This window comes from Sphingobacterium sp. UBA7038 (assembly GCF_002494055.1).
Taxonomy (GTDB): domain Bacteria; phylum Bacteroidota; class Bacteroidia; order Sphingobacteriales; family Sphingobacteriaceae; genus Sphingobacterium; species Sphingobacterium multivorum.
This window is the reverse complement of the sequence record NZ_DLAV01000024.1, coordinates 66,987-92,919: the sequence shown is the minus strand read 5'-3', so window position 1 is coordinate 92,919 and position 25,933 is coordinate 66,987. Positions and strand designations below refer to the sequence as shown.

The window sequence follows — 25,933 nt, the reverse complement described above, 5'->3', positions numbered from 1 at the left end:
TTCAATTTTTTATCTCCAATTGCCCACTCATCAACTTCGGTAACAAGGTGTCACGGGTTTGGGTAAGGGTTTGGGTTTGTTCTTTATTACAAAATATTTTCTCAAATATATGAGAAACAACATCTTCAAACAGGTTCAATATATTATCGTTAGGGATTAACATTAAATAATTTTTCAAATCTGTTTGCGTTACAAGAGGTTGTGTACTTCCTCTGTTTAATGAATTCATATCAATCATTCGCAAAATAAAATAGGCGTAATAAAAATATGAATAAGGTTTCATTATCAAAACATTATCAGAATACCATTTTTTACCATACGAGATATTGATTGCGCCAAGTGTCCCAACCCTACCTGTTAATAGAAATTTATCATCAAGTAAATAATTATCGGTTTTTCCTAATTCGCCATTTGCTCCTATAACGGGATATTTTCCATCAATTTTAAACTCACTTCTTTTTAACCCTTTACCCGTTTTTATATCTGTTAATTCTTCAAACTTCCCCATTTTCCACCCCTTTGGCAAACCGTCCACCAGCTCTCCATCAAATCCCGGAAAATTAAAATCTACAAACCATTCTTTAAAAATAGCCTGTGCTATGTTTTCAAGGGTTTGGTTCATTTGTTGAAGCAATTCTATTTTATCGTCCAATGATGAAAGGATTTGGGCGATTTGGCTTTGGGTAGTGAGGTCGGGAGCTTGGATTTCTAACTCTTCTAATGCGGACTTTTCTACTCGCTGTCTTCCCGACGTTCCTGACATCATTTGAATAGCATTATTTCGTACATAATCTGAACGCATCAAGTAATAAACAAAATCAGTATCCGAAATTTTTTCCTTCCCTCTGAATATCAAAAATTCCGTTGAACCAAAACCAACATTGTTTTCAAGCTCTTTTACCTGACAAATTTTTCCATTCTCCAAACAAGGCGTAATTCTTGCAAACAATGTATCGCCATTTTCAAATTTAGCTCCTCCTTTCAGTTCTTTTTTAGCTGATGGCGTCACATATTTGAAAGTAGCATCCAAATCTTTCATCTCAACAAAAGAATATTCATTGCCTTGCTTCAAAGAAATTCTCGGATTTATCTCTGCAAAATCACTCAACTTATATGTTTTCCAATTGTTCATTAAATCAGTTCAATATTATATACGGTTTCAATAATGTCTTTTGTTTCTTCGTCAGCAAGTTTTGTAGTCATTATCACTTCTTGCTGTTTTTTATTTGTACCTTCTTTGTAGAAAATAATTATGGAGGAATGAACCAATATACATTCATCTTCCTCTTCAAAAGGCGGCATTCGTTCAATATTTACAGAAGGCTCTTGTATTTTAAAATTTTCAATCTTTCCTGTGCCAGTTTCCGTTACAATCTCAGATTTCTTTTTGAGTTCGTCTTTTAAATAATTTAAAAAGTATTCCTTATGTGTATAATCATAAAGCACTCTTTCTTTGATATACAATTCATAATCTTTTATTATTTCTACAATCACAGAATTCTCATCTTTTTCAACAGCAAAATGCTTATTCCATTTTTTTTGAAATTCTTTATCACAATTACTATAGTCGCCATCCTTAGTGATAAATACTACTTTATCATAATCCTTAACTTCTTCATAGTGCATTAGGCTTTCCCATACGATATTATCTTTGAATCCTGCGTCTTTGTAATACTTTCCGGAAGTAGCGAATGGTTTCTTAAATTTCTCTTCTTTTAAAACCCGGCTCATCATACTTTTTAATACTGAACTTGCAAATTCGTCTTTAATTTCAAGCTTTTTAAGTTGTTTGGTGGCTAAAAATTCCTCTGCTCTTTCCTGTACGTATGCTCTGCAATCAAACCCTTCTTGTAGAAGAGGGATTTCTTGAAAACCGGGCAATCCAGAAAGTCTTTCGGTAACCTCCTTGTATTGTTTTAGATCTTCTAAATACTGTCTGTTTTTTTGGTCTTTTAATTCTTCAATTGCCCAACATGGAATCGCCAAATGAACGTACTCATTAAGATGATTTATGTTGATATAATCTTCAATCAACTGAAAGGGCTTGCCAAAAGCAAAGAAACTATATGCAACTTGTCCGGCTTCTGTACTGCGGAGTGCGTTGGTGTCAAAAACTATAAGCGTTTTAAGCATAGCATATTGAGTTTCTTCTGAATTACCTATTATTTTTTGTTCTCTACCTCTTTTTTTGGATTTGCTTCTTTTGAATCTACCCATTTAATTCAAATCCGATTTTAGCAAGATTAGTTTTGATAGCTTCATCCAATTCATTCGCTTTGTGCATTTGTTCAGCGAGCAAGCTTGTATGCGTTTGCATCTTTTCTTCAAAAGCTACACCATCATCTTCTACCGCTTTGAAGTCAATATATCTTCCCGGAGTAAGGATATAATTATTTTTCCGCACTTCCTGAATATTGGCAGATTTGCAAAACCCGGGAACATCCTTATAGTCTGCTTCAAATCTTTCCGGGCTTCTCCAATTGTGATACATCTCTGCTACCTTAGCAATATCAATATCGGTCAATTCCCTTTGTTTACGGCTAATCATCGTACCTAATTCACGGGCATCAATAAATAATATTTCGTGGTTTCGGTTTCTTAATTTACTGTTACCTTCTTTGTTCCGAGCCAAGAACCACAAACAAGCTGGTATTTGTGTATTGTAAAATAATTGGGATGGTAAGGCCACCATACAATCCACCAAATCGGCTTCAATCAGTTCTTTGCGTATTTGTCCCTCGGTTGCGATTTCCGAACTCATACTCCCATTAGCCAATACAATACCTGCCGTACCGTAAGGAGCAAGCTTACTTATAAAATGCTGTAACCATGCGTAGTTGGCATTTCCCGTGGGTGGAATGCCGTATTTCCATTTATGAGCCTCCGCTTTGTTAATGTTATAATCGCTGACATTAAAAGGCGGATTGGCAATCACATAATCTACTTTTAATTCAGGGAATTTGTCATTCATCAGCGTATCACCCAATTCTATTTTGGCATCTATTCCACGAATGGCTAAATTCATTTTAGCCAACTTGTAAGTGGTTGGGTTGCTTTCCTGTCCGAAAATGGAAACCTTTCCTTTTCGGTGTTCGTGTATTTCTATAAAACGTTCACTTTGCACAAACATTCCGCCACTACCACAAGCTCCGTCATACACTCGTTTTTCAGCTTCAGGGGCCAACATTTCCACCAACAGTTTTACAATACTTTGAGGTGTATAGAACTGTCCGCCTTTTTTGCCTTCGGCATCGGCAAATTGTCCCAAGAAATATTCAAAGACAAATCCTAAAACATCTTTTCCCTTTCCACTTCCGTTTTTACTTAGTGTGATAGAACCAATTAAATCTATTAATTCACCTAATCGTTGTTTGTCCAAAGCAGGTCGGGCATAATCTTTTGGCAAAACACCTTTTAATGATGGATTATCTTTTTCAATGGCATCCATCGCATCGTCAATATCCTTTCCAATGGTTGGTAATTTGGCTCTTCCTTGCAACCATTTCCAACGGGCTTGCGGCGGTACATAGAAAATCTTATCAGCCGTATATTCATCTTTATCTTCCGGATCAGCACCTGTTTCGGCTTCTATGGACTTCAAATGCTCATAATGTTCATCAAAAGCATCGGATATATATTTTAAGAAAATCAGCCCTAACACAACGTGCTTATATTCAGCTGCGTCCATATTGTTTCTCAATTTGTCGGCAGCTTGCCAGAGGGTCTTTTCTAATTGTAATGTATTGGTCATTATATTAATTCAAATATTATAGCTCTATGTTAATCTTAATTTTTCCCTGAAATCCTTTTTCCACGATTTCCTTTAGCGTTTGAAGCTTGATGTTGTTGCCATACTCTGTTTCCAATTTTGAGATATAACTTCTCTTTTTTCCAACCTTTTGGGCTAACTGCTCTTGTGTTAACCGACTTTGTTCCCGGGCTTCTTTAAGCATTTGCCCAACGCTTTTATCTGATATTTCCATTCTGAAAAATTTAGCTAAAGAACTTTATCGTGATAGCACAAATGTAATTTAAAAGTTGCATCGAACAAAGAATAAGGTGTTTTTCATTTAATCTTTATCTCTTCAAATACTTTCCATCAAACTCCTCGGTTAATTCCACTACTTTTTTAAATATCTGTACCATTTCAGCAGTTTGTTTTTCCAATTTGTAGAGGTATGCCAATGTTTTTTTCTCTGAAAAATTAGCTTTTAATAACTTTACAATCTGGTTATAGTTTACACCTACGGAACGATATTGACTATGAAACGAAGTCAGTCGCATATAAAAATCAATCGTTCCTTTGTCGATTTTAACCGTTTTCATTTCCTTTCCGAACAATAACGAAACAATAAATTTAGCCTTATTGTCCATTCCCGATGGGTTAAAAAGAGCTAAAAATTTTGCATTTTCTTCATCGGTAAGTCTGAACATATACCTATTTTGTGCAGGGTTCAACTTAGGTTTTCTACCGCCTTTGTTCTTCTTTTTGTTCACTTCTTCCATAATAAATCCATTTTTGATTTTTCAACCATTCGACTTCGGAGAAATGGTTTAGCTCCCTGCGTAAGGGCAAGTAGTTTTGAGGCACTATTTTTAATTTCGAGTGCCTCAAAACACAACTTGCCGTGTTCTGGTGAACACAAGAATCCGTCCTGCGGAACGGATTGGAGTTAGCAGAGAAAACGCTCATCTCCTGTATCAAATTTCGGAAAGAATAACAGATGCACCGCAAGTCAATGAACGCCAAAATAGTGCTACAAAACATTTAGTAGAGAAGTAAAAAATTACAGTTTTTGTATTGGTCTTTGGAAATAAAACTGTAAAGTTTTAAAAGCATAAAACTATAAAAGCGGTAAAGCATTTTGTCGTTTTCAGGGTTTGCCGATTTTCAAGGAATATTATGTTTGAAATGAAATAGTGTTCCTCCCTCTTAAAATTGTTTCCAAAAGAAAAAAACAGAAAAAAAAGAAAGCCATTTTAACAAGGCGGACAGGCGGAAAAACCAAAAGGAAACGGAATAAGACCCGAAGGGTGGTAGGGCAACACAACAACTCGGCGAAGCCACCTTTTTGCCCTGCCATTATGCCGTAGTCTTTTAGTTGGGTGGTGCGGTGGGTGTCCGCCTTATCTTTGCTACCTTTTTATTCTTTTTCGGGGACATTTTTAAATATTTCTTTTATAGTAATTGGCCTCTGAACGCCAAATGCAACCTCTGACTACAACCTTAATAATCCGACTTGTTTACCTGACTAATTTAGTTGGGACAAAAAAGTTAGGCGATGCAGGAGAGAAAAGAAATAGATAAAATACCTATCGAAGAAGCAATGGAGCTTCTCCGTGAGGTCGGTATTGATGTGGAACAGGAAAAAGCCGAACTGATTATGGAGTTTCTGTACAACCTCACAATGATAATTATCCGTGAATGCTTTGATACTGAATGATTTATTTTGTACTTTAGCTAATCCCACAAATTAATACCCACTTAAAAAGATTAGCTATGAAAAGAGCCGATTTATACATACGTGTTTCCACAGATGAACAGGCAGACAAGGGATATTCACAGCGCGACCAAGAGGAACGTCTGAAAAGATACTGTGCAACCTATAAGATTGCTGTCGGACAGGTTATTTATGAAGACCATTCTGCCAAGACTTTTAATCGTCCCGAATGGACAAGATTATTGAACAGTCTTAAAAAGAGAAGTTCAAAGACTGACCTTGTTTTGTTTACCAAATGGGACAGGTTCAGCCGTAATGCAGGTGATGCCTATCAGATGATTAGCACACTTAACAAACTTGGCATAGAACCACAAGCGGTAGAACAGCCTTTAGACCTCTCCATTCCCGAAAACAAGATGATGCTTGCGATATATCTGTCCGCTCCCGAAGTGGAAAATGACCGCAGGGCATTAAATACGTTTTATGGAATGCGTAGAGCAAGGAAAGAAGGGCGTTTAATGGGTAGAGCTCCTTTCGGATATATCAACAGAAGCAAAGAGGACGGACGAAAATACATTGCTCCAAAAGAACCTGAAGCAACAGCTATGCGTTGGGCTTTCAATGAAATAGCAAAAGGCGTGTTTGCCTGTGACCAAGTACGGCAGAATATGAATACGTTACACAAGACTACTATCAGTCGAAGTGCTTTCCACGTAGCCATACGTAATCCGCTGTACTATGGTAAGATATTCATTGCCAAATTCAAGGACGAAGAAGCACATCTGGTACAAGGTCAGCACGAACCGCTTATATCCAAAGAACTCTTTGATAGGGTGCAACTGATATTGGACGGAAACAAAAGGATAGAACGCCCCAATACCAAAATACTTTCAGATGAGAACCTGCCCTTACGTGGTTTCTTGGTATGTCCTGAATGTGGTCGCAACCTGACAGGAAGTGCTTCCAAAGGAAGAACAAGTCGATATTACTATTATCATTGCGTTTCCTCTTGTGGCTTCCGTCAAAAAGCCGAAGTAGCAAACCATATTTTTGAAAAGAGTATGCGACAGTTTGCGTTAAACGGTTCTGCTCAAATAGTGAAAAAACTGTTGCTGGACAACTACAAGAAATTCGTAAAAAATCCGTTTGACGAAAAGAAACAGATTGCACAGGAAATAGATAAACTGAATGCAAGATTATCAGTAGCACGCAACAAACTGTTATCTGAAATTATTGATGATGAGGAATACCTCGAAATCAAAGATGAATGTAGAAAACGAATCGAGAGTTTGGAAGAACAGTTGAGCAAGGACGGTTCTGATACCAAGAAAATCAATATAGAAGAGTCTTTGGACAGGGCTTTAAAGTACATAGAGAATATTCCCAAAATGTACAGCGAGGGCGAAATCAAGACAAGGAGAGGTATAATTGGTTCGATATTCCCTGAAAAATTGGAGTTTGACGGAAAAACGTATCGAACCGCCCGAATGAACATAATCGCAAACTATATCTTTCAGATAAACAACGGATTACTTCAAAAAAAGAACAGGACAAACGAAAATCAATTTCATTTGTCCTGTTTAGTAGCCCGTAGGGGAATCGAACCCTACTTGCATCAGTCTATTTATCAGTTATTTACAAACCTTCCATTTCCCTACTCACCGAATAACTCACTGGTTTGACATACGTTTTAGCTGCAAGTGCCTATAGATAAAGATAACGCAAAAAACTAAGATATTCACTTTAAAAGATAAAAGTATAACCATTTGTTTCTTTCAGTAAGATATATTATTATTTAGCTCTGGAAGTTTTACTCCAATATAGATTTCTTATAGGATTTGCTACAATTAGAGAAACCATCAATATATAAAAATATCTAGGGAAATCCCATAAGAAGGTCCAAACATAATTATTTTGGTAATACTCAAAAAACGAACGTATTTTATTGTATAAAGATCCTGTAAAGTTCATGTAAGTAGGATCACTGTAAATTTGCTGTCTAAAAATCATATTATACACGCCATACAAGCAAAAAATCAATAAAAAACTCCATGAAACCTTATTTCTAAAGAGCAATAAGATTATAAGAAGAATAACTATAAGAAAATGGTCAAATTTAAACCTGTGATTTTCTAAAAGTAATGTTAATTGTAATATCGCTATAAAGAATAAAAAAATAGCAATACCATAGAGTACAGTTTTATTCTTCATCCTCGTCATCCATTTTCAAATTGTAATACCTAATTTTCCGAGCACTATCATATATCCTATGCACTTCCTTTTTTGTTTGAACCTTTGGTGTCTCTTTAAATCCATTCTTAGACCAAAGATACAAAGTCCCATCTTTGGACACACCTAAATAGATTGCTGCGTGGATAGGTTCCTCATACTTTCCATCAAAAAAATTGGAATTCTCCTCATTAAAACTCACAACTGTTTCACCAAAAATATAATCATCTTTCTTTTCAGTAACTTCACGATAATTTGAACTAATAATGCTTGCAAAATCAGCGTTCTCAGTAGCTCGGCTTGAAAGGAAACGGGGAGTATCACCAATGGAAGTGGCAATGGCTGATTCATAGCAATTATAATTAATTTGATTAAACTTATACCACGGTGTATATTCCGCATAACGGCTTTTATTCGCTACAATATCATTTAATGCTGAATTAATAGATGCAACACCTGATATCTTGTCCGACAACCTCAATAGACCATATTTGCTTCTATTTGAATATTCCCTGTTAGCAGTATTCTGGTCAACATTTAAAAATTTTGCCAATGTCTGAGCATTGTCACCCTGTTCTTTTTGAAGTACCAATTTATTATTATAGACCCTCGGTTTCCATAACGGCGCCATCCCATCAGGATCTATGAAACGAATCGGGTTATCAAAAGCATAGTTATATGGTGAGTGTCTTCGCATTTTCTCTGCCAGAGGATCCACAACATTCCACCTACCGATTTCAGGGTCATAGAATCTTGCACCATAATCCAGCTGATCTCCGATTTCGTCCTGTTTTTCCTTTCCATTGTAAAGATATCTATTGCTTGCGCTTGCCAAAATAGATTTCGTCTTCCCGAATGGATAATAATCCTGTTTCTGTACCGTCTCTACATTGGATCCATTACGTTTTAAAACCGCACGTACATTTCCAAGGTTATCCTCAAGAAAATAGTGGTAAACATATGATCCTCCACTATTGACAAGATAGCCGTTCTCTGTCGCCACCCTTTCGATAGTATGGCTTGCAGAACCAACCTTATTATACTCTATCCCTTCAATATAATTTCGCAATGTCGTAGTGTTGCCGGAACTGACTATTTTCCTTAATTTCCCTCCCGATCCGTCATACAGGTATCCAACTTTCATTGTGCCGAACCAAACGGAATCCGGACGGTTAAGATGGTTATAGTTCAAGTTCATACCCATGCGTGTTGTTTTGGCATTTCCGTTCACATCGTAGGTATAGCGTCCGGAGAGCCCCCCTTTCAGTGAATCAAGTCTATTTCCGATATAGGCATATACAATAGCATTTGCATTATCCCGCTTTAGGCTGGTGATATTCCCCATCAAATCATAATCTACCTGCTCGCGCATAGAGGCCGAATTTCCATCTTTTAGTCTGTTCAACCTATCATAGCTGTAAGTAAAAAACTTGGATCCTGACTCTCCCTGACGGGTCCAGTACTGCTCAGAAATATTACCATTATACTGTGCCGTTGCTCCCTGCTCAGGGTCGTCATACCTGAGCCCATAGCTAAAGTAAGGCGAGCTAGCGGATCTCAGCCAGCCTCTGGCATTATAGCCATATTCCGTGACGTTATGAAAATTTGCACCCGAGCCATCTCCTCCGACAGATTTTTTCTTTAACTGCCCGATCTCATTATATTCATTGCTGACCAAAGTTACTGCATTCTGACTGTTTACACTATGCCCCACTGTTAATATCCGTCCTACATGGTCATATTTATAACTGTTTTTAAGTGTCAGAGCCAGAGCTCCGTCTTTATAATGTTTTCTGGTTGTGGAAACTACTTCATCAACAAAATTATAGCTGTTGGTGGTAATATCTACTCCGCCAAGTTGGTGCTCCTTTACGATCTTACTTATTCTCGCCTTATTATCGTAGTATGTCGCCACGATCAGAAATTTACTGGTTCCCAATATATTCGTCGCAGTCACTGTGGGTAGCCCTCTTGTATGCTGACTTTCGCTGGCGGTCCCATTTGGTAGGGTAAAATATGTACTGTAAGGATTCAGCGAGGAATTACCGAGTACTGCATAGTCATCATAATAACTGACCGTAAAAATGGTAGTTCCGCTGGTTGGCATCGTTATATTTGTATATCCCTTTGTAGCCGTCAGGGTCGCATCAAACGATTCATATAGCTGTGTGCTTCCTGTGGGTTTTAAAGTATTATCGACTGTCTGCTGTAAAGCTGCTCGGGTTGTCCCCACGGCAATTGCCGCTTCTCCTGTAATGATGATCCTTCCAAGTGCATCATATTTAACAAATCCCCATTTACCGCGATCTCTTTGCGCCTGATCACTGGAAAAGACAACCCGTCCGGCGACATTGTATACGGAATATTCCCACCCTTTGCCCGGAACCTTTTTTTCAATAAGCCTTAATTTACCATCATAACGATAGGCATAAATAAAATTTAAAAAGCTGGCATCCGACTCCGTAAAAGTTGAAATATTGTCCAGTGAAGGTGGTATAACATATATAAGTTGACCAAGATCATCATAGACATACTGCGTTGTCACAAAAGCAGGTGCCTGATCTGTACCGCCATTCTGTACTTTTCTACAGATTAGCAGCCCATCCCTATCTTTATACTCAAGAACTTGGTTCTGCTGCTCATCTTTCGATACAATCTTATATAGCTGTCCGGCATTATATGAACCGGTGCTCGTTGCTCCCGTACTTAATGTACCATTATAATTTATATTCCATAACCTTACTTCCCCAGCTATATTGATCTGGTAGGCAGTCGTCATTGTATGCCCATTGCCTATGGCCCAGCTTGCACCAGGGGAAGACTGCTCTAAGGGACGGTCGAGGGATGAGCTTTCAAAAACAGTCTCCGAAAATGGATTTGAAATCATTGCCACCGCGCCTGTTTCCTGCTGATAGAATCTATATTGTGCACTATTATTATAATTGGCCAGATCAAGGGCACCTGTTCTATAAGATCCAGCACTACCAGCTGACGCATAAGCCAGATATTTTTTTGTCTCCCTTCCGAGCGCGTCATAACTGACTGGGGTGACAATATCTTTATTGTCTGATGACGCCTTTACGTTTACAGTCTGCAAGAGCCTCCCCAGACCATCAAACTACTGAACATCAGCACGCATGCTATCCGAAGGAAGTACCAAAAGGTCCGAATCTGTCTTTGTCCCCTTTTTCATGATCACCCGCGTAAAGATATAATTTGGATAAGGGGTCGGGATCACCTGGGCATTCATTTCCCCGGATAAAAAGGCCATGACTAAAAATGACGCTATATATTTTAAATTAAGCTGCATAAAAGAATATTTACACTGTTTCCAAAATATGTGTTATTTACTGCCGGCAGAAATTCCACGCCGATGGTTAATTGCCTCCATCCTTTTATCCGAACGCTTTCTCATTGCTTCCAGTAGAGAATCATAACGCTGTAACTGACTTGGATCAAGCAATGCTTTCATTCTAATCCTAAAGTCCCGTTGTACAGACTTGATCTTTTCCGAACGTTTCTTTCCCAGATCATCTCCATTGCCTTTAAAATTGAAATAGATACTGTCGACCAGTCTGCTGCGTTCCCTGTCCAGTTTAAAGAAAACATCGGATTGTTCTTCCGTTAATGTAAGCCCGTTTTTTATTGACTCTTCCATCCGGCTAAGAAGTAAGTGTTCATTCCTTAGCTGGGCATTTTGCTGCGCAAATGTGAAAAACCCAACATGTACGAGAATAATAGATAATATTAAGATCTTCATAATAAATTTTAATAAAAGGTAATCCGATAATTGGTCCCCGGCTGTAAAAAATAATTATCGGCACATTGCTCGACCAGACATATCTGTACCCAGGTACCCCCAGGATAATTCGGACCCGGCACTTCGCCCGGACCACATTCAGGACAGAAAGTTGGAGGCTCATAGATCCATTCGCAGTCACTCTCATAGGAGCCATATATTTTTGCCTGGTATGCAAGAACGACAGAAGTTCCACTGGCAACCGCTGTGCGATAATAACCTGCCGGAACCGGGCCGGGTGGAACAGGCTCCGGTACCTCCCCACCATCAATTAAACCTCCGGTGCCGTATGTGTCCCCACCATACATTCCATCAACTGGCTCTGCAATAGGTTCACCCACTGGCAGACCGGGAATATTCGCACACCCAAAGTTTATATTATAATTGACGGTCATATTTTCAACACGTATAGGTCTGGTGCATGCCTCATCGGAAAAGAATTTCACAATAACATCCGCATAGTTATTTCCAGCACCGGGATTCCAGTTTTCATAGACCAGTTTCGCATAAACTATCGCCCCAGGTTCTGCCTGAGGAATGTAGTTAATATCAGCAAAACCATAGTCGTATCGTTTAACTATATCTCGGTTGGCATCATATACAGTTTTTAGCCTCTGAGCATTGTCATATGCGTAAAAAACATTAATTTCCTGTGGGCTGCCTATCTTGGAGAGAAGCCCCAGACTGTTGCTATTGTAGAAATAGATATCCGTCTTGTTGAAATAACTCCTGATACTATTTTCAAGATCATTTATTTTTGACTCTGTCAAAAAGTACCGTTCAGCGAGATCAATGTTGGCGCCAAACTGGGACTTGATCGTAGCATAATCAGCATTCTTTACTACTGCAATTGGACGGTCCTTGTAAAATCCCCACACATAACTGATCCTGTCAGCCTGTTTGAATAGTATTTCAGTCGGTTTTCCATATTTATTATAAGACTCTATCCGTGCAAGTTCATCGATATTACCCGCTTTTGTCAGGGTTGTTCCGGACTTATATAATTTCTGATAGGATGCAGAGAGAAATTTATTCCACTGAAATTCTTTAGAGATCTGTGCGGGATTGTTAAGTCCGGCATATGATTTATACTCATATATTTCCGCGGAAATTGGACTCCCATTTTTGTAGTTGATCTTTTCAATGGGTACCAGTATATTTTTTTGGGCCAATGTATTTATAGCCTGCCCAAAAGGATCGGAATAACCACTTGAAGCCATATCAATGGAATATCTATATTCAGTTTTCAGAATATTGCCCTTACTGTCATTTCGCGTGATCTCTTTTGGTTTTCTATGCTCATAGTAACTGTATTCTGTTGTATTTACCGCTGTAGTAGAACTGCTTCCGTTATAGACATACTCAGTAACTTTTTCCTTGGAGGGAAGGACGGAATACGTGTAATTCACATAATATTTTGCAGTGGACTCATACCATTCCCCCGCACACAATTTATTTCGTTCTACATAAATTGCCTTAGATATATTCTGGGCAGGATTAAGATTTATGAAAGTTGTCTCCACTTTCTTTACCAACCTTTTGGAATTATCATAGATTTCGGTCTTGTACTCTTTCCCCCGTTCTGCTTCTTTAGATGTATAGGGATTATACGGGCTTAAATCTGCAATAACTGACAGTCCTGATTCATCTTTGTGTCCATTGTCAAAATTCGTAAAATAATGCTTAATATAGCTTCCATCGGAATTCTCCTCGACAACTTCACTATACCCGATATGGCTTCCCTGACTGCTGCTAGCTGCGGGAATTACAGAATTATTGGAAAATATTGTTTTTGTCACATATACATCTCCTTGGGCCGCCTTGGTTTTGAAGTCCTGAAAATTGTACTGTATCTCATGGGAAAGCACGCCACTGGATCTCTGCTGACCAGTTGTATTGTAATTGGTCACATAATGATAAGTTTTAACGATCGGGGAGCCTATTTCCGGGTAGAAGCTCAGCTTTTTTATTCTCAATCCTCCCACAGATTTATTCCAGAGGTTCAAAGAGTCTGTACGATTTTTCGGAACGGAGAAATATGCGTCGTTCAATTCATAATCCAGTTCCGCCCTTCCACCAGTGGGATAGGTGATTGACTTTAGCATATTCATTTTCGTATGCATCAGAGAAGGATTGCGGGCGTTATAATATTTTGCAGGATTATTTTTAAGATCATTGGTTTCCACCGAGTAGATCGCGTTCGAATTATAGAACCCCAGTGGTCTGTCCGTCCATTGAAAAAATAACAGTTACCGTCCAACGCATTATAATCCATGGCATAGGAACTGATTTTTGAGCTATTTCCATCGCTGAAAACCACTCCGGTCAGATTGTACCTATTACTGCTTGCTGTGGAAGTCGTATAGTTCAGGTCGATATGCTGTATTTTCGAGATGTCGCTCAGGGCATCTGATGGAAGCACTGTGAGCGTGCCGTCCGCATTAACCCCGCTATTTACATTATTGAAAATGTCGATTTTCGACAGCCTCAGATCCTCAAGAAAACTCGAATAGAAATACGAAAAATCAGCGGACCGGAAATTATAGGGAATTGTTCCCGCAGAGCCATATGAGGATGATAAGTTATTATAATATTGTATCAGATAGGGAAGAGCTAATGTATTATAATAATAAGGGAAATTGGCGCTATCATTTTCCTCGTTCAGACGTACAGAAGGATAACTTAGACTCTGAAAATAAAAGTTATGCATATTCGTAAACGGGTTTACGGCTTGCAATATCCCCTGATTTACCCATGTGGCCGCAATCTTTGTCGGATTATTTTCATACTGGAACGTAATTCTCTTGCTGGAGCTTATGATTTCCGAAAGATAGATCGGTGCATTTAATCTTCCTGTAAATGTAGATTGCAGTGACTGGCTGTTTCCTCCACATGAAATTGCTCCTAGAAAATTAAAGATAGAGGTATTGGTATTGCTATATTTAGTCTGTATATTCCAATATTTGTATTCTGAAAGCTGCGCCGTGAAAGCGCCCCTAGTATATTTGAAGTCGATTATCTCGCCATTGGGGTGAATTACCTGTTTCAGATGCCAGGCATCTGCCTGCCAGAAGTCCCTATCCTGATTAACAAAATCAATACTGTATTCAATATAGTTACTGCTGCCCCCAAATACATATTTCGTACCGTCCTCATCGATTATCGTAAAACCTCCAAAGGTTTTATAACTGCCATATTGTGCCCTCCAGTTGTTACCGAAAGCTCCACTGAAAGAATACCCATCTTTATCCTTGCTCGTTACCGGTAGTTTAAAGGGAACTTCAAGAAACGTGCTATTGAGTTCAACTTTGAAATTTTTATCCGCCGCAACTACCCAGTTCCCATCTATATCCAGATAAAAGCTTCCTCCGCCCGTGGGAAGACTAAAGGAAAACTCATCCGGTTCCGTATCACGGTAGCCAAGCAGTGTATTGGTCAGCGGATTGGAAGAAGATAGTGGAAAAGCAAGGTCATTCAGGAAACTGATCTGTCCCCAGCGCGTTCCCATCATCGTCTTCAGCGTATCCCTATTGAAATAGAATCCCGAATAATTATACCTTTCTGCTTCATACTTGGAAATCCCGAGATTTGGAATGCCATCATATCCATAATAGTTCATATCATCAGCCCTGTCCTTTACTTTCCGCTGGATTACGCCACTGGACTGTAGGCTCCAGTTAGGAGCAATAATCCCCGGTTTTAAGTCCGATCTAAAGCCGCTAGCATGATAACTGAGCTTAACGGGAACATTTAATTCTCCCTCATGCAGATTATAAATAGGTATTTCAACATTGGGAAGTCCGGTAAACAGTGAAACAGGCATTTCTTTAAAAAGTCCCAAACTCGAAACGGATGGACTTTGTATCGATGCATTGAAATCACGGATCATCTGCCCTGAACTCGGAGTTGAACCTCCAATAAAAAGCATAATGCCCAGCAAATAACGGATAGCATAGGTTAATTTTCTCATAAATCCGGCTAATAAAACTGATATACTCAACGGAGCAAGCTAGAATAGCTTTGAAGCAAAACTAGGCTATCAGATTGTCAATTTAATTAATAAATGGTTTTGTTACACTAATATAATGAAACATAATGAAATGTGAAACAGAAATTTCACCCTATTCAAAAATAATTAACATTAGCCATAAGATCCTGATCCAGGATTTTCAATCTCAAAAACTAAAAGAACTTCACTGGTATATTATCAAGATAGAAAATATTGTTGGCCGATATGTATATTCAATCAAAACAAAATCTGCTTATTCTTAGTCAAAAAAATGGGAGCGTATTTATGCAACTATTCTACGACAGCAAAAGCAACGACAGGAGCGTTTCTCCTACAGCCTCTTCAAACATCTGCTGGAACAGGACATTGGTAGATCGGTTTGGTTAAAAACAAGCGAAAATAGTCTGATCTGCGAAAATGAATCCGGAAATATCAGTTATGAGTTTGCACCTAAATTCATTGTGAGAAATCAAAACACCGTAGAAAAAGATACTTTTTTGATCCAAACTGTCAACCTGGATATGACGCCAAGGATACAGCATCTTCCATCGGAAGAACTGACGGATCATATTAACCTGAATATCCGGTTTGAAAATAAAGAACATCAATTTGATTACCATAAGATCTATTCGGCTCAGCAACTTTTACAGCTTGAATCGGAGATCACTAATTAATGTATTTCGTCTATGCCTTCAATTGATATCTCAAAATATAAGAAAAAGCCTGAACAGCCTACTTCCCCTAAGAAAAAAGAAGGATCTGGCGATATTTTGGCCTTTCTGAACAAAGACATCAGCTTTGGAAACGGCCAGCTTCCCGACAAGAAAAAAGAAGAGTTCTATGTCGAATTCAGTACCCTGCTCTTATCTGGTGTTGACCTCAAGACTGCATTTGATCTTGTTCTTTTGGATCAGAAAAATAGCAAGGACAACAAGTTGTTCCAAGAAATCAAGAGCAATGTCCTTGTGGGCGACAGCCTATCAGATGCCATCCGTAAAAGCGGAAAATTCAGCAATTACGAATTTTTCAGTTTACGTATTGGAGAAGAGACCGGGAAACTTGGCGAGGTCATGAAAGAATTGGCTTCTTTCTACAAAAGTAAGATTGGGCAGCGCCGTAAAATTATTTCAGCACTAACCTATCCCGTCATTGTCTTAAGCACCTCGATGGGAGCGGTACTGTTTATGCTCAAGTTTGTGGTACCGATGTTTTCGGATATTTTCAAACGCTTCGGCGGCGAGCTACCGGCCATTACGGCGTTTATTTTAAAAGTCTCCCAATTTATGGACCGCACTTTTTGGTGGGGTGTATTAGTCCTTATTGGTCTTATTATATTTATCCGTTTCAACCAGAAGCAGCTGTGGTGGCGCAAGTGGTCTTCCAGGATTATATTGCGACTTCCACTATTTGGCGATATTATTCGCAAGGTCCATTTGGCGCGTTTCGCTAATACCATGCGTCTATTGGTCAGCACCAACACGCCGCTGTTGCAGTCTATCCAGCTGGTGCAGCAAATGACCGATTTTTATCCGATAGCACATTCCTTGGAGGGAGCCGAGAAGGAAATTTTACAGGGAGAATCCTTACACGCCGCACTTTCCAAATATCCTTTTTATCCAGCAAAAACGGTACAATTGATTCGTGTTGGCGAGGAGGTGAACAGACTGGATTTTTTCTTTGAAAAGATAGCAACCCAGCTGACGGAAGAAGTCGAATACAAGACCTCTACGCTCTCCAGTTTGCTTGAACCTTTTATCATTATCTTCTTGGGCTTGGTCGTTGGATTGATCCTCATCGCCATGTACCTGCCGATGTTCCAAATGAGCAATAGTTTTTAACCACAATAAAGTATATTTTATGAACAAGTTTATTTTTTCAATCGTCCTACTCCTTTTAGGATATAGCTACTGTGCCAAAGCGTAAAATGCGAATGACTATTTCCAGACTACAGTTACTTTTCCTGCAGATTTCAAGGTTGGCGATTATATTGAATTCGCTTCAGCCAACCAATCGCAGTAGGTGCGTCAGGTTATTATGAAGTTTCAATAGCTTACACCAGGGGTAACGTAGCGTCTGCGTCCACACATATCGTTTCTTCCACCCACTCCAATCCTTCGAGATGGCTAGGAGCAGGTCGAATAAATAATAACGTATATACAAGTGGTGGTGTTAATTTCACAATAGATCATAATACCGGTACTAAATCCTTTCGGATAAGAGCCATAAATACGCTCGGGATAATTGCACCATTGCAAGTATCGATAAAAATTCGTTCTATTAACTTTAACACTAGTTACACGAGTTCTACAATATCCGGTATTGAAGCGGAGACTGTAGGTCTTCTTCTAATGACTTTTGATTGGGATTTGATCGTTGGCAACACAATTACTCCGACTCCAGGCATTCTTGCCATCAAAGCCGCCTCGAATGGAAATGTTGGTATCGGTACTCCGAATCCTACAGAAAAACTAGCTGTAAACGGAACAATTCGGGCAAAAGAAATCAAAGTGAAAGCGTCTCCATGGCCAGATTATGTTTTTAACGATGACCACCAATTGATGCCACTGGATTCACTTGCAAGTTTTGTAAAAGAAAACAAGCATCTACCAAATATAGCTCCTGCAAAATCTGTTGAGGAGAATGGTGTCGCGTTGGGGGAGCTGAACCGTCAGTTACTACAGAAAATTGAGGAGATGACTTTGTACCTTATTCAACAAAATAAGGGCATGAAAACGCTCAATCAAGAAATTGAAAGTTTAAGAAAAGAAATTGATGTATTAAAAATGAACCGATAAAACACCTCTTTTAGGTCCAGTTTTTTAATCACAATTAAAGTATATTTTATGAACAAATTTATTTTATTCATTATTCTGATTTTATCAGGATTTGGCTATGCTGTAAAGGCACAAAATGTAAATGATTATTTGGAAACCAATGTCACTTTCCCAGCTAATTATAAGATTGGGGATTTTATTGAATTTGCATCAGCAAAACCGCTCTCGGCCGGTGCATCGGCTTATTATGAAGTATCAATAACCTATACGAGAGGTAATATGGCCGCAGCAGCGACACATATAGTTTCTTCCTCCCATGCAAATAGTCCAAGCTGGCAGGAGGCCGGTCGGGTCAACAATAACGTATATACAACAGGTGCCGTAAATTTCACGATAGACCATAATCCTAACACAAAAGCTTTTCGTGTTAGAGCGATCGAAACTTTTGGTGTTACAGCGCCTTTAGTTGTATATATCAAAATACGTTCTATTAATTTTAACACTGGTTTTAATACTTATCTGACAACTGGAAATGAGCCTAATTTAGTAAAAAGGCTACCTATGACATACGATTGGGATTTGGTTGTTGGCAACACTTTTACTTCTTCAGAAGGTATTCTAGCCATCAAGGCTGCTTCTAAAGGCAATGTTGGCATAGGTACAGCCAATCCTACAGAAAAACTAGCTGTGAATGGAACAATTCGTGCTAAAGAGATCAAGGTTGAAGCCAATCCATGGCCTGACTATGTCTTCAATGACGATCATCAACTGATGCCCCTGGATTCACTTGCAAGTTTTGTAAAAGAAAATAAGCATTTACCAAATATAGCTCCTGCAAAATCTGTTGAGGAGAATGGTGTCGCCTTGGGGGAGCTGAACCGTCAGTTACTACAGAAAATTGAGGAAATGACGCTGTACTTAATTGATCAAAGTCGAGAAATCAAAAGTTTGAAAAATGAAGTTCAGGCTTTGAAAACGCAACAACGTTAATTGTTCCAAACAAATATAAATCTTAGTGCGAATAGTAAACTTCAATAAACTATTCGCACTAATTCATTTGAGACAACTATCCTTAAAATAACTTCACAATATCTACAAAAGCTGTTGTCACGCCATAGTTGTAAGGTCATCGTTAATGATTTTTAAATGAATACACTTTATGAGACAGTTTCAAGAAAAAAAAAGCAATCAATCAAGGTTATCTAGGTTCAAATATCCGATTGCTAAATTTACATTTGTTTTCGAGCGATACTAATGAGTCAAATTAGTGTCACACGAACAAAATTGCTCCCTATTGAAGAAATCGTTTGCTCCAAGCCGATATCCCATATAACAGCTTTACCGAGATCAAAATCCCACGCCTACTATTTAGAATTCAACTTCAATTCCCTGGTGAAGGTCATAGAATTCTATGAGTGTCTCCTCTAACTAAGTAAAGATCCTAAAAGATAAATTAAAACAACCAAGCCCAATCTTATACTAGATTGGACCTAGTTCTTTTTTAGATCTCCTTCATAAATTTTCTTTATCATCATTTTTCAAAAAAATTTAATAACTGTTAGGCCCTAAGAACTTTTCATTGAAATTCCCATTTTCAATTTAATATTTAAAACTAGCTATCAATACATGTAATTTGACTCGATCTCCGGCGCCATAAAACACATAAACATTTACTTGAAATACTATTACCTTGTGAAGTTTAAAAATATCACTTCAAAAGATATAGCTTGGCAACAAATTTTAGATGATTTTATTTTCTATTTCCATTCCAATCTGTTACGCTTACTTGATAAATTGAATGCCATTTCTCAATAAAAAACCCTATATTTTGCATATCGCTAGAGATTAAATTTTTCAATTTTTCCACCTCCCGTTGAAATCCATTTGAAGAAAAACTTATACCCAATTTATAATGCGGTGAGAACAGTTCATTTATCAAAACTATACCTTTATTCCCATCCTCTCTTAACCTCATTTTAGTAAGACTATTAGGAGGGATTCCAAAATTTATTCCATTTAACTCTTTTAGCTGTTCAATATTCTCAACCGCTGGTGACAATTTAAAAATATTCAAATATATCTGAATCCATCTATCGTCCCGATTTATATAAACATTAAGATTTTCTAATATTGAATTATTCAATAAACGACCGATTTCAAAAATATAACAGTTTATTCCAGCATTCCAGCCAAACCAGGAAGTGCTGAATGGAGATCTTTTAAACCCCTGTTTTTCGAGCTTTGGCAGACCTTCTTCCATGAAGATTTTTTTTCTTATAACTAAAAGCTCTTTTTTCGACACGTTGTATGTTAATCCCATTTATCTATTATTTTGTGAACCTACTCCTGCGCCTGCACCAGTCGTCACAGCTCTAGCTGAATTACCCAATCCTTTACTGGTTGTCCTATCAACAATCAAGCCTCCTGCCGTCTGAACATTACCTTCTGCAGCCACTTGATTAGGAGTCAAAGAAGATGTATTAAATTTACTTTCAACCGTCAATTCTTTACGCGTAAATACGTTTTTCATTTTATGATCGTATTTAGCCACCTGAACACGTCCCGTGGCTGTCGCTCGTCCTGTATCAACGTTTGCCTTACCTTTACTCACGTAACCTTTAGCAGCATATTTAATTTTAGTTACACACTCTCTCTATTTTCTTTTGCCTAGTTTGAAAAGCAGCTATGTCACTATCTATTTTTTGATTTGGTTACTTTCAATTATAATTCTCAAATGCTGATATTATTTCAATCGGGCTCTTTGATGATAGGCTTGTGAAGTTCGTACCATCTTTTTACAAAACGATCAATATTTGTCATATCTGATTTGACCAGATGTTTTAATCTTTGACGTTTGTATTCATAACCAGATTTAGTGAAATAGCATTTTATATCATAGGATGATGAAAAAAGCATATGATACAGTGGTGAACCTTTATAATCGTCACATCTTAATTGCATATACTTATTCTTATTATTAATTGACATATAAAATGGCATTCCATCAGTTCCTTTCATAGAAATAAGTGAATCAATTTTAGGAACTAGTTTGAATGCGCAGATGTAAAAACATATATTATTTTCATTTTTATTAATTGTCACATAAAGCATTTCTAAATAAGTATTTTCAGTAAGACGACAAAAATTGTAGTTAAATTCTTGGTGAGCCAGATCAAATTCTCCATTGGAATCATTATTGAATACTGACATTTCAAAACCATTTTTCAATAGCGATGGAATACCAACTTCTTTAAAAATATCGTTTCTGTCTTTTAGTAACTGCTTTTTTTGATAGTTCAAAAAAATAATCCATATTAAAATCATCTATTTGTTTGAGCGCTAGCCTCCCCAGCGCTACCTACAATAGCTCCTCGAGCGGCCTCGCCTAGACGTACACTTGTTGTTCTATCGTTAAATTTACATTTGTTTTCGAGCAATACTAAAGAATCAAATTAGTGTTCATACCAAGAAAAATTGCTCTCTATTGAAGAAATCACCTGCTCCAAGTGGATATCCCATATAACACCTTTACCGATATCAAAATCCGATTTCCATAAATAGCATACTTTCTAAAAAAGCGCTCTCAGAGACGGGAAGATCATCAATACTATTGCTTATTAAGTTATTATAACTATCAAAAAGTCTTAAATTATCAATTTTAACATGTATAATGTTTTGCTCATCAATTCCCTTTTCAATCGCAAGAACTGTAACGTTATAATCATATTCATTAACCCTAGTTTTATAAGTCCAAATTTGTTCCTGATTTTATAGTTTTCATATTAATATTATTCTCCTTCGGCAACCAAGTCATCCGTATCTTAGAAAAAAACAAATAATTTTATCTATTTTTAATATAATCATTCGAAAAAGAAAAAGCTATTCGAGCACTTTATATCGAAAGATTTCAAAATCTATTTCAGTTTGAGTCTTTCTACCCAGACGTTTGGTCTGCCTAAATAGTGATCTTTTATTCGATCTTCGACATGGTTAGCTTCCCAAACAGCGGCTCGTTCTAAATTAGCGCATTCTCCTTTTGCAGCAGGTGTAACTTCTCCCGTATTAGGGTCATATAAATCACATTTATTAAAATTATAAGGATCCTGTATAAATTTCATTGGTTGGATAAGTAAATCGTGTCTAATTGGAAGCTTTCCTATCTTTTTCCACACCCCCTTTGTGACGACATCATCATATACCGCTATTATAAAAAGCACCTTACATTCGAGAAGATAATTTAAATCTTTTATCTTATCTTTTGACTTATAGTCAAAAAAAGCATATCCCAGCCCCTTTAATAATATCTGAGCATAAATGAAATACTCATTCTCTATATTAATCTCTAATATAGCACCTTCCGTTATTCTTTGTCTTTTCATTTCAATTTTAAAGCTTCCTGCATGTATTTTTGTAATCTTTTATTATGGGGACTTATACCATTAATGCGATTTCCTGACGTCCCTCCTACTGATATAGCCCCACCGCTATTTGTTATATTTATCTGCTCTCGTACCCTATTATCATCAGAGTTTGTAAAGGTTTTATCCAAATAAGCTGGTCCATGAGTTTCATTCATATGATGGTTTTTGTCCCTTTTGGCTATGTTTTTTTCAGGGGTATTAGTCCCACTCGTCCTACCTGAATACCTTCCGTGTTTTTTAGGATCTAACGCATCTTTAAAATAAGTTTGAAACGTTTTCTTGGCCTCAGTACTTACTTTCTTAACAACTTCCTTTTTAACCGCTTGATAAAGAACTTTCGAAACAGGTTGACTTTGCTGCCCGCCAGGCAGTGAATTTGTTACTATTGATGTATTGTAACTATCGTATGCCTGTTGAATTTTTGCAGCGTCTCCTGCAAGATCCCTTGTTGGAGCGACAGCTGGTTGAGATGTTGTCAAATATCCTATTATTAAAATAATTGGCACTATCGGCACTCTTCCGTCGGGATCAATAAACCGTATAGGATTATCAAAGGCGTAGTTATATAGGGAATATCTCCGCATCTTCTCCGCCATAGGATCCACCACATTCCACCGTCCTATCTCCGCATCATAGAATCTTGCTCCGTAGTCCAATTGCCCCTCAAGTATATAAGAACTTCCCAAAGTATGCGTACCGCCATTTAGGTCAGCCTGCATCTCTTTGCCATTATAAAGATACTTATTATCGATACTCGTTGCAATACTCTTCGTCTTCCCAAATGGATAATAATCCTGCTTTTGCATTACTGCCGCAGTTGGCACGGTAGCTGTGCCTTCTTTCTTCAATACTATACGTACATTACCCAAGTGGTCCGTCAGATTGTAGTAATAGCTATATGCCCCCGAACTGTTCAACAGAAAACCATCCTCAGTACCAATTCGTTCAATGACCGGACTACCAGTTCCAGTCTTACTGTATTCTATTCCTCCGATATAATCCCGTTGCGCATTGATTCCTCCTACATCCGACGTTCGGCTTAGTTTTGTTCCAAGGGCATCATAGGTGTAAGAGATAGTCTTTCCTCCTCCACTAACTGTTTTCGGAAGGTTCAGCTGATTGTAGCTCAATAGCATACCAGTACGGTCCTTGGTTGCATTCCCGTTCAGATCATAGGTAAACGATCCTGACAGACCTCCCGACAATGTATTCAACCGATTACTTTTATTGCTATTGTTATAACCATACGTGATAGCTGTACCATTGTCCCGGATCAGTGTCCGGATATTGCCCATATCGTCATATTCTAGAGCCTCACTCATTACTGTTCCCGAACTTACACCACTCTTTAACCTGTTTAGGACATCATAGCTGTAGTTAAAAGTACTACTTGTGGTAGCGGAATATCCCCACAGTTGCTGAGCGATATTACCATTGTACTGCGCATTTGCAAGCACTGTGTTTCCGTTGACATTATAGTTCAGTAATGAGGTGAACTGCGCCGAACTGCCTTTGGTCTGCCAGCCACGTTCGTTGTAGGCATAAGCTATGCTGGTCATAAAATTACCACCGCCATTCTCACTGTGAAGTGATTTGGTCGTAAGCTGGCCAATCTCGTTATAAGACAGTTTACTTTGGATAACCTCTGTTTGACTATTCACCTTTTTCCTTATCTGAACTAGACGCCCCTGATGGTCATAATCATTGCCCGTTGCAAGAGTAACAGCAGTCCCGGTTGCTGGAGTGTGTACCCTGGTAATTTTGACAAGTTGATCCGTAAAATTGTATTCATTTGTGACGATATCGTTACCGCCAAGATGGTTTGTGCTACTTACTCGCACAATCCGGCCCTGATCATCGTAATCATTGACAGTCCATAACCATTTTGCGGGGCTTGAATCGAGTACAAGCACCTTATTGGCTACGGGCAGACTCTGTGTCCTGATACTATAAGCACTATGGTCTGTAAATGGCAAACCTGGTATGGAAGTATAACTATCATAATAGTTGACTGCCTGAACGGTAATATTGCCTGTATTCTGCGGGATCGTATTGTTGGTATATCCTTCCATAGCAGTTCCGCGCTGTTCCCAAAGGGGACCTGTAAAGGATGACAGCGCTGACTGTAAGCTGCTCTGGTCATCACCGGTGTGCCCTTTCTCTATTCCGGTCAATATTACTCTTCCCTGAGCGTCATATTTGGTAAAACTCCATTCCCCACGTGCTACCTGTTCAGCGTCACGTGTGAACACCACCTGGTCATTATTGTTATACACAAAATACTCCAAGCCTTTTCCCGGTATTTTTTTCCTGACAACCCGTTTTCGTGCATCGTACTTATAAGCATAAATAAGCTCAAAAAAATCTCCGCTAACCGTTTCCGAAAATGTGGTACCCGTAAATCCTGGTGGCAGTACATAGCGAAGATCACCAAAATCATCATAAACATAGTATGTATTTAATGCTTTGGATTCTGTTTCCCAAATTCGCTTAAGGACCACACGATCCTCAAAGTCCTTGAATTCCTCCACTGTGCCTTCTTTGGACGGCGGAAGCCCGGTCCCATTTTTATTGATCCAGTTTTCGTCTTTCAGCACTGTTTTGTAAAGCCTGCCTGCCGCGTAGTAAGTAGCTGCAGCACCATTGTTTGAGGTATTGATAGTCCATAAACGGACATCGTTGACACCATTGGTTCCATATTCGGTTGCTACAGTTCGCCCTGCATTTGCTCCCGAAGGCACCGTATTCCGGTCCGTAGCAGGCTGCCAGGCCGTACCCGGAGCCCCCTGCTGTTGAACGCGGTTCAAAGGGCTACTTTCAAATACGGCAACAGCATAGGGGTTACCTGTCTTCATCACTGCGGGATCCCAACCGCCTCCTACCTTGTAAAAATCAGCTTGGGTAGTCTTTGCAGCACTTCTAAAACTTCCATTGCTGGATTGCTCTGCATAAGGCAAATATTTTGTATTCTCCCTGCCAAACCCATCGTATTCAATATGCTGAACAATGTCCTTATACGTCGGACTCGCCATCAGCTGTACAGTTTGTACCGCGCGGCCCAAACCGTCAAAATACTGAATTGTATGATTTTCCTGCCCGATGGTACGCTGTGCTGCCAATTGGGCTATCCTTACTGTATCCCTAAAAGTCCGGGTCAAGATATAATTCTGGTTTGAGGTGGGGATGCTCACAATATTCTGACCTTGTACAATACCGGCTGTCAATAAAGATAATATGGTTAAAAAGTTCTTTTTCATAAT

General features: G+C 38.5%; 21 protein-coding genes. 6 read left to right on the top strand and 15 right to left on the bottom strand.

Annotation, left to right across the window (positions count from 1 at the left end):
• Position 1: 1 nt before the first annotated feature.
• The 5 genes from B3H30_RS16360 to mobA all read right to left on the bottom strand — a co-directional run bounded on the left by B3H30_RS16360 (position 2) and on the right by mobA (position 4,506).
• Positions 2-1,132: a restriction endonuclease subunit S gene (locus tag B3H30_RS16360; RefSeq protein WP_286834666.1), complete on the bottom strand. Its 1,131-nt coding sequence runs from the start codon at positions 1,130-1,132 to the stop codon at positions 2-4.
• Positions 1,132-2,217, bottom strand: coding sequence for a PIN domain-containing protein (locus tag B3H30_RS16355; protein ID WP_286834665.1), 1,086 nt, complete (start codon positions 2,215-2,217; stop codon positions 1,132-1,134). The genes B3H30_RS16360 and B3H30_RS16355 overlap by 1 nt, the downstream gene beginning before the upstream one ends.
• Positions 2,210-3,751 (bottom strand): type I restriction-modification system subunit M, encoded by a 1,542-nt coding sequence (locus B3H30_RS16350; RefSeq protein WP_286834663.1) that lies wholly within the window; start codon positions 3,749-3,751, stop codon positions 2,210-2,212. Before B3H30_RS16350 ends, B3H30_RS16355 begins: the two co-directional genes overlap by 8 nt.
• Positions 3,752-3,767: 16 nt before the next feature.
• Entirely contained in the window at positions 3,768-3,983 is a 216-nt protein-coding gene (locus tag B3H30_RS16345; protein WP_286834661.1) for a helix-turn-helix domain-containing protein, read from the bottom strand.
• A gap of 94 nt (positions 3,984-4,077) precedes the next feature.
• Positions 4,078-4,506, bottom strand: coding sequence for a conjugal transfer protein MobA (gene mobA, locus B3H30_RS16340; RefSeq protein WP_286834659.1), 429 nt, complete (start codon positions 4,504-4,506; stop codon positions 4,078-4,080).
• A gap of 776 nt (positions 4,507-5,282) precedes the next feature.
• Here mobA and B3H30_RS16335 point away from each other — a divergent pair.
• Positions 5,283-5,444, top strand: a complete 162-nt coding sequence (locus B3H30_RS16335) for a hypothetical protein (protein WP_166666239.1) — start codon at positions 5,283-5,285, stop codon at positions 5,442-5,444.
• Positions 5,445-5,500: 56 nt separating this feature from the next.
• Positions 5,501-7,123, top strand: coding sequence for a recombinase family protein (locus tag B3H30_RS16330; protein WP_286834655.1), 1,623 nt, complete (start codon positions 5,501-5,503; stop codon positions 7,121-7,123).
• Between the two features lie 518 nt (positions 7,124-7,641).
• Here the strand turns inward: B3H30_RS16330 and B3H30_RS16325 are convergent.
• The 5 genes from B3H30_RS16325 to B3H30_RS16305 are packed head-to-tail and all read right to left on the bottom strand — an operon-like array spanning position 7,642 to position 15,439.
• Positions 7,642-10,779 carry a DUF6443 domain-containing protein gene (locus B3H30_RS16325; RefSeq protein WP_286834694.1) on the bottom strand — a complete coding sequence of 1,046 codons (3,138 nt, stop codon included), beginning with the start codon at positions 10,777-10,779 and terminating at the stop codon, positions 7,642-7,644.
• A 9-nt stretch (positions 10,780-10,788) separates the two neighbouring features.
• Entirely contained in the window at positions 10,789-10,980 is a 192-nt protein-coding gene (locus B3H30_RS16320) for a hypothetical protein (protein ID WP_286834653.1), read from the bottom strand.
• A 33-nt stretch (positions 10,981-11,013) separates the two neighbouring features.
• Positions 11,014-11,430, bottom strand: coding sequence for a hypothetical protein (locus B3H30_RS16315; protein WP_286834652.1), 417 nt, complete (start codon positions 11,428-11,430; stop codon positions 11,014-11,016).
• 8 nt (positions 11,431-11,438) lie between these two features.
• On the bottom strand, positions 11,439-13,574 hold the full coding sequence (locus B3H30_RS16310; protein WP_286834650.1) for a hypothetical protein: 2,136 nt from the start codon (positions 13,572-13,574) through the stop codon (positions 11,439-11,441).
• 17 nt (positions 13,575-13,591) lie between these two features.
• The gene (locus tag B3H30_RS16305; RefSeq protein WP_286834649.1) at positions 13,592-15,439 is read right to left on the bottom strand and encodes a hypothetical protein; all 1,848 of its coding nucleotides are present in this window, start codon (positions 15,437-15,439) and stop codon (positions 13,592-13,594) included.
• A gap of 500 nt (positions 15,440-15,939) precedes the next feature.
• On the opposite strand from B3H30_RS16305, the gene B3H30_RS16300 reads away from it, so the two are divergent.
• The 4 genes from B3H30_RS16300 (at position 15,940) to B3H30_RS16285 (ending at position 19,242) form a co-directional block, all read left to right on the top strand.
• Positions 15,940-16,152: a hypothetical protein gene (locus B3H30_RS16300; RefSeq protein WP_286834648.1), complete on the top strand. Its 213-nt coding sequence runs from the start codon at positions 15,940-15,942 to the stop codon at positions 16,150-16,152.
• A 12-nt stretch (positions 16,153-16,164) separates the two neighbouring features.
• On the top strand, positions 16,165-17,316 hold the full coding sequence (locus tag B3H30_RS16295) for a type II secretion system F family protein (protein ID WP_286834647.1): 1,152 nt from the start codon (positions 16,165-16,167) through the stop codon (positions 17,314-17,316).
• Between the two features lie 510 nt (positions 17,317-17,826).
• Positions 17,827-18,273 carry a hypothetical protein gene (locus tag B3H30_RS16290; RefSeq protein ID WP_286834645.1) on the top strand — a complete coding sequence of 149 codons (447 nt, stop codon included), beginning with the start codon at positions 17,827-17,829 and terminating at the stop codon, positions 18,271-18,273.
• Positions 18,274-18,321: 48 nt separating this feature from the next.
• Positions 18,322-19,242: a hypothetical protein gene (locus B3H30_RS16285; RefSeq protein ID WP_286834644.1), complete on the top strand. Its 921-nt coding sequence runs from the start codon at positions 18,322-18,324 to the stop codon at positions 19,240-19,242.
• Positions 19,243-20,002: 760 nt separating this feature from the next.
• Here the strand turns inward: B3H30_RS16285 and B3H30_RS16280 are convergent.
• The 5 genes from B3H30_RS16280 to B3H30_RS16260 all read right to left on the bottom strand — a co-directional run bounded on the left by B3H30_RS16280 (position 20,003) and on the right by B3H30_RS16260 (position 25,930).
• Positions 20,003-20,572 (bottom strand): hypothetical protein, encoded by a 570-nt coding sequence (locus B3H30_RS16280; protein ID WP_286834643.1) that lies wholly within the window; start codon positions 20,570-20,572, stop codon positions 20,003-20,005.
• The gene (locus B3H30_RS16275; protein ID WP_112375250.1) at positions 20,573-20,863 is read right to left on the bottom strand and encodes a hypothetical protein; all 291 of its coding nucleotides are present in this window, start codon (positions 20,861-20,863) and stop codon (positions 20,573-20,575) included.
• Between the two features lie 137 nt (positions 20,864-21,000).
• Positions 21,001-21,576: a hypothetical protein gene (locus tag B3H30_RS16270; protein WP_286834641.1), complete on the bottom strand. Its 576-nt coding sequence runs from the start codon at positions 21,574-21,576 to the stop codon at positions 21,001-21,003.
• Positions 21,577-22,166: 590 nt separating this feature from the next.
• A complete protein-coding gene (locus B3H30_RS16265; protein WP_120336697.1) occupies positions 22,167-22,631 on the bottom strand; it encodes an immunity 26/phosphotriesterase HocA family protein in 465 nt (154 codons plus the stop codon).
• A complete protein-coding gene (locus B3H30_RS16260; protein ID WP_286834640.1) occupies positions 22,628-25,930 on the bottom strand; it encodes a DUF6443 domain-containing protein in 3,303 nt (1,100 codons plus the stop codon). The genes B3H30_RS16265 and B3H30_RS16260 overlap by 4 nt, the downstream gene beginning before the upstream one ends.
• Positions 25,931-25,933 lie beyond the last annotated feature (3 nt).

Coding starts and splice junctions, on each gene's coding strand:
- B3H30_RS16360 (WP_286834666.1), bottom strand. CDS start 1,132: ATGAACAATTGGAAAACATATAAGTTGAGTGATTTTGCAGAGATAAAT.
- B3H30_RS16355 (WP_286834665.1), bottom strand. CDS start 2,217: ATGGGTAGATTCAAAAGAAGCAAATCCAAAAAAAGAGGTAGAGAACAA.
- B3H30_RS16350 (WP_286834663.1), bottom strand. CDS start 3,751: ATGACCAATACATTACAATTAGAAAAGACCCTCTGGCAAGCTGCCGAC.
- B3H30_RS16345 (WP_286834661.1), bottom strand. CDS start 3,983: ATGGAAATATCAGATAAAAGCGTTGGGCAAATGCTTAAAGAAGCCCGG.
- mobA (WP_286834659.1), bottom strand. CDS start 4,506: ATGGAAGAAGTGAACAAAAAGAAGAACAAAGGCGGTAGAAAACCTAAG.
- B3H30_RS16335 (WP_166666239.1), top strand. CDS start 5,283: ATGCAGGAGAGAAAAGAAATAGATAAAATACCTATCGAAGAAGCAATG.
- B3H30_RS16330 (WP_286834655.1), top strand. CDS start 5,501: ATGAAAAGAGCCGATTTATACATACGTGTTTCCACAGATGAACAGGCA.
- B3H30_RS16320 (WP_286834653.1), bottom strand. CDS start 10,980: ATGCAGCTTAATTTAAAATATATAGCGTCATTTTTAGTCATGGCCTTT.
- B3H30_RS16315 (WP_286834652.1), bottom strand. CDS start 11,430: ATGAAGATCTTAATATTATCTATTATTCTCGTACATGTTGGGTTTTTC.
- B3H30_RS16310 (WP_286834650.1), bottom strand. CDS start 13,574: ATGCTAAAGTCAATCACCTATCCCACTGGTGGAAGGGCGGAACTGGAT.
- B3H30_RS16305 (WP_286834649.1), bottom strand. CDS start 15,439: ATGAGAAAATTAACCTATGCTATCCGTTATTTGCTGGGCATTATGCTT.
- B3H30_RS16295 (WP_286834647.1), top strand. CDS start 16,165: ATGCCTTCAATTGATATCTCAAAATATAAGAAAAAGCCTGAACAGCCT.
- B3H30_RS16290 (WP_286834645.1), top strand. CDS start 17,827: ATGACTTTTGATTGGGATTTGATCGTTGGCAACACAATTACTCCGACT.
- B3H30_RS16285 (WP_286834644.1), top strand. CDS start 18,322: ATGAACAAATTTATTTTATTCATTATTCTGATTTTATCAGGATTTGGC.
- B3H30_RS16280 (WP_286834643.1), bottom strand. CDS start 20,572: ATGGGATTAACATACAACGTGTCGAAAAAAGAGCTTTTAGTTATAAGA.
- B3H30_RS16270 (WP_286834641.1), bottom strand. CDS start 21,576: ATGATTTTAATATGGATTATTTTTTTGAACTATCAAAAAAAGCAGTTA.
- B3H30_RS16265 (WP_120336697.1), bottom strand. CDS start 22,631: ATGAAAAGACAAAGAATAACGGAAGGTGCTATATTAGAGATTAATATA.
- B3H30_RS16260 (WP_286834640.1), bottom strand. CDS start 25,930: ATGAAAAAGAACTTTTTAACCATATTATCTTTATTGACAGCCGGTATT.